The organism is Bacillus sp. JJ634 (genome assembly GCF_036962285.1).
Classification (GTDB): domain Bacteria; phylum Bacillota; class Bacilli; order Bacillales; family DSM-1321; genus Peribacillus; species Peribacillus asahii_A.
The window spans coordinates 45,182-45,426 of the sequence record NZ_JBALMU010000068.1 but is presented as its reverse complement, the minus strand read 5'-3'; positions in this window follow the sequence as shown (position 1 = coordinate 45,426).

Below are 245 nucleotides of genomic sequence, written 5' to 3'. Positions count from 1 at the left end.
GGGCTACTTAACGTTTACAAATGTTTAATTTGAATAACAGTAGTTTTCATACTCCAATGACACATATAGTTTTACCGATACACAAAATTCTACAATACATACCATCTATTCTTCGATATTAGAACCAAGTAACATCATCGACGCATATAAGGCGATGATCATCAAAACCACATTACAATAGTTTAACGTAATAAGAACACAGACAGCAAAATCATTAGGAATATCTTTAAGAAGCTTATATTATA